This window comes from Pseudoalteromonas sp. BSi20439, assembly GCF_000241165.1.
GTDB lineage: Bacteria > Pseudomonadota > Gammaproteobacteria > Enterobacterales > Alteromonadaceae > Pseudoalteromonas.
The window spans coordinates 1-3,789 of record NZ_BADW01000086.1 but is presented as its reverse complement, the minus strand read 5'-3'; the positions used below and the strand labels follow the sequence as shown (position 1 = coordinate 3,789).

The window sequence follows — 3,789 nt, the reverse complement described above, 5'->3', positions numbered from 1 at the left end:
AACAACCCATAAATTACGTTATGTTAAATTGAGTGAATTAAATTAAAGTGGGCGTAATCCATGACAAACGGACTCTAAATTGAGATCTGGGACTCACTGGAGATTGAGTCCCCTAGAGACTCGTAATTTGAGATTATTTTAAAAAGTACTCATATTTGCTTTTAAAATATTAATTCTAAAGATTGAAATGCGTTTTACTCTTTCAACAGTATGTGACCACTTTGGTGTTTGTGGTTTGCAGACTGAATTCTGGTTTCCAAACAATCCTGTTTCATTAAATGCTTGAGTCAACGGTACAGCTTTAATCCATTCAACAGGAATCAGGTATTCAGCATCATCATCGTCTAAATTAGTAAAATTCGATAGTCACCATCAGTTACTAAGACTAGTAAGGTTTTATTATCGTGCTTTGAAAACTGGTAGTTGTCTGCTCTTGAAATTTCACCAGTAACTTTTCCAACAGCAACAAAGCCCGTTTGAGGAATTTTAACCCATACACGATCATCAATATCTAACATGTTTAATGTATTTGAATACCAACGACCTCCACCCGCTGATACAAATCCATATTTAAAAGCATCATTCCAATGTCGCTCTTTACCATGCCCAAAAGAAACATAAAACTGACCGTTTCAAGGCTCTTTTGTTGATTTTGAAATAACGCGCTCTTGGGTTTCTTCTGGAGCTATCATCCAAGCTCGACTTAAATATTGATTTGTACCATCTTCAAATACCGTCAAAAACACTGCTTTTACAGGTATTTTAGCTTTGTCATTTAAATAGTTGATAATCCGCTCTGAACTTGCATCCAATGCAGCAGCTACAATTACCATTTGGTGTGAACCGTCATAATTAAAATCTTTGAAAGGAACACCGAACTTTGACTCAAACGCCCTATCCAAACTTTGTTCCGATATTGCGCATTTCGTACTGTAGTCATGATAAATATCAACTAATTTACTGTCGTCAATCTCAACCACCCAAGATGCGTAATCTAGTGCTTGAGCTACAACATCTCTGGGTGTTTTATCGCGTTTTAACTCGATGATAATGACACTTCCGATTTCATCCATAGCAAGTAAATCAATGTATTTATCAAAATCAGTTCTCACTTGACGACCAATAAGCAACCAATTTGGATTTAAAATAGAAATGTCTGCAACAATCAGATTCTCCAATTGTTGTTCACTCTCCAAGGTTATAGTTTTTAGGTTTCGCCCCTAACTCTCATGGCCCAATACCCCCTTTCTTTTTCAAAGAAAACCCTTGGGTTATCAGCAATAGACGCAAAAGGAAATTCATCAGTGGAGTTTATAGCTATTTTTTCGGTCAAATCTGCGCTGCATAAATATAAACTTCCGTTGAAACTACGAGCATTTAGTTGCTGGCTTTCTGGGTCCGCATTTTTCAATACAAAATTATTTATTTGAGTCAAGCCATCCTCATTTTCGCCTTCTTGTTCCTTAGTAAATAACTCTACCCATTTATTTGTTGTTTCATCACAGGTTAACTCAATGATTGATGAATTATCTTTTAGTAACTTAATTAACTTTGATTTATTTAAATCGGTAAATTTTCCTGCAAGTACAGAAGAAAGCTCTAGTGCTGTAACCCGTGACTTCAACCCAGCCAAATAAATTTTTACCGATTCCATATTAGGAAGGCCTACTTCGCAGAAAAGTGCAAGTTCTTCTAGCGACTCAGCTTCATCTTCAAGTTCTAAATCAATAAGTTTTCTCGTAATGGCATTGAGTGCCCAAGGAAGTGTCATTGAAAGGTACGAAACACATATATCTTGACCATTCTCATGAAGCGATATTTCTGACAGTGGCTTTGCACTAAACCATTTTAACCGTACCTCGTCTAACTCAGCTACTTCAAAATCATGTTTAAAGCTCACTGATGGGAGTTGTTGAATTATTGATTCAATACTTTTAGAGAATTCTGCCAAGTCATTAGCACTACCCTCCGATCCTTTGAATGCTTTTATGCTCTCTTTAATTGGGTCAATGTAATCAGCTAGTGCTTTGGAAGAGCTTAATGGGATACCAGACTTAACCATACTTTCCCAATTCACTTGATCACCTGCTATGTTGATCACTGCTCTATTTCTACTCTTAAGGAAACTTATGACCTCTTCCTGAGATAGCACCTCATCTTGTCCAGCCTGAATATAAGCCAATGAATTTCTAAAAACTGTATCGATCCAGTTCGAGGGGTCTTGCAATGTATAAGCTTTATTTTTGTAGTTTAATGCTAATAACGTATCGTCAACCCAGTCAAATATCTGTCTAAATACTTCTGAGTAATCTGTTCCTTCAGATTTCATCTTAGAAAAATCATTATTAGCAACTAGCTGCAACAATAAGTCAAAACTAACATTACATTCTGTTGAGATGCTCTTTAAATATTTTACTAATGCCAACAGTCCGCTCTCAGCGCGTTCCATTTTCGATGAATCAAAGTATTCATGACAAAAGCCTAAGTCCCTCTGATTGTTCCAGCTAGTCTGGTCAATGCAGTACAAAACTTTTCCTTCTATATCTGTAAATGCTCTTCCCGCTCTCCCAGCTATATTCCAAAAATCTTTTGAGCCAATTCTTCTTCCGTCTTGATGATTCATAAATACATCAGCAAAGATAACTGTTGAAATCCCAATATTTACACCTTGGCCTAAACTTGTTGTCGAAACGATAACCTTTACATTTTCTGATCGCATTAATTGCTCAATCAAAATTCGCACATCAGTCGGTAGTTTTCCGTAATGACATAAAATTCCGTATCGAGCTAAATTGTAAATTTCACTAACACCAGCCTCATCACATGCAAGCCTAAATGACTCAAATAGCTCTTCATTTATATAATTGTGTAATTCTGGAGTACCTCCCATTGCTCTTAGTACTCTGTTAGCTGAAGAAACAACATATCTGGCCTGAGCAATGAACATCAAAACAGTCCCAAGTTGCGACAATTTTAATGCTGTAGCAGCAATACCTTCATTTTTATCATTTGGAAAAGACTTAGTTCTTGCCTTCGGAGGTAAAAACCTTTCAACAAAATTTCTATTAAAGGAGGTTGGTTCGCCAAGCCACTCTATTGTTACATTTTTAGCGTTGGTCCATTTAATTATACCAAATCGCTTGTCTGCAATTGTCTTATCGGTTTCGTAAACACTGTTATTATCTTCAGCTATCCATTGAGCAATATCATTTGTATTAGGGAGAACAGCGGAAAGTAGCATGATCTTGCCATCATTTTTATTGATGTGATGTTTTAGCTCTTCAATAAATAACTCAATTCTAATTAACCTTTCTTCCGCTCCAAGCAGGTGACCTTCATCGATAATAAGCAAACTAATCTCATTTGCGATATCTTCATCAGCCCTGACTATTGCCTTGGCTTTTTCAGGTGTAGCAATGATAACATTTGAGTTTTCTATTAATGTCTTATCAAGCTTACTAAACTGTCCTCCACCATATAGAAAAGTGGTAGAAAACCCTAAAGGAGCCAGTGTTTTCTCCATTGATTCTTCTATTTCATAAGATAATGAACGGAATGGAGCAAGGTATAGAACTTTGGAATAGGGGTTATCAATCAGTGCTTCCAATATAGCGATTTCAGCGATTCTGGTTTTACCACTACTTGTAGGAAGGCTCAGAACAATATCATTTTCTTCTTGCATCGCATGAAGAGCATTATATTGTGCATAGAATAGTTCTGTAATTGGAGGTGTTCGCAACGCTAGCTGCGCAACATAATCATCTATAATATCACTATCAATTAGTTTTT

3 protein-coding genes are annotated in these 3,789 nt (G+C 36.4%); all 3 read right to left on the bottom strand.

The features are described 5' to 3' along the window. Nucleotides 1-344: 344 nt before the first annotated feature. The gene (locus P20439_RS18800) at nt 345-518 is read right to left on the bottom strand and encodes a hypothetical protein (protein WP_008465896.1); all 174 of its coding nucleotides are present in this window, start codon (nt 516-518) and stop codon (nt 345-347) included. Nucleotides 519-632: 114 nt separating this feature from the next. Continuing rightward, nucleotides 633-1,196, bottom strand: a complete 564-nt coding sequence (locus P20439_RS18970; protein WP_242376022.1) for an endonuclease NucS domain-containing protein — start codon at nt 1,194-1,196, stop codon at nt 633-635. Nucleotides 1,197-1,207: 11 nt separating this feature from the next. Beyond that, a partial coding sequence (locus tag P20439_RS07855; RefSeq protein WP_036933226.1) for a DEAD/DEAH box helicase occupies nt 1,208-3,789 on the bottom strand: 2,582 nt, incomplete at its 5' end.